Annotated in this window: 1 protein-coding gene; it reads right to left on the bottom strand. The window is 75.0% G+C overall.

Annotated elements, in window-relative coordinates; genetic code table 11:
- A partial coding sequence (locus ACMUOY_RS20800; protein WP_413894605.1) for a PhzF family phenazine biosynthesis protein occupies nucleotides 1–560 on the bottom strand: 560 nt, incomplete at both ends.

Genomic DNA, 560 nt, shown 5'->3' with positions numbered 1-560 from the left:
GCCGGCCGGGTGCGGCCCGACCACGCCGAGCTTGAGGCCGCGCATGGCCGCGAAATCGGGCTGCAGCGCCAGCACGGTGGCCGCGTCGGCCAGCAGCGCACCCATCCAGCCGGGGCCGTTGTCGATCCATTCCAGCCGCAGCACCTGGGCATCGGCCAGGCCCAGCGCCGCCACCGCCTGGGCACGCAGCGTGGGCTCGACCGGGCCGGTGCGGCGCAGCGCGGGGGCGGCGAAGGCCAGGCGCTGACCATCCGGCGTGGCGTCCCGGCGCACCCGCACCCGGCCCACACCGCATTGCTGCACCACCACCGCGGCATCGCGCGGCACCAGCCAGGCATGGCAGCTGCCCAGCGTGGGGTGGCCGGCAAACGGCAGTTCGCCGCCAGGGGTGAAGATGCGCACCCGGTAGTCGGCCTCGGGGTCGTCGGGGGGCAGCAGGAAGGTGGTTTCCGACAGGTTGGTCCAGCGCGCCATGGCGGCCATCTGTGCGTCGGTCAGGCCCTGGGCGTCGTGCACCACGGCCAGCGGGTTGCCGCGCAGCGGCACGGTGGTGAAGACGT

Source organism: Candidatus Skiveiella danica (assembly GCF_022705245.1).
In the GTDB taxonomy this organism is placed as follows: domain Bacteria; phylum Pseudomonadota; class Gammaproteobacteria; order Burkholderiales; family Burkholderiaceae_C; genus Skiveiella; species Skiveiella danica.
This window is presented reverse-complemented; position numbering and strand designations above follow the sequence as displayed.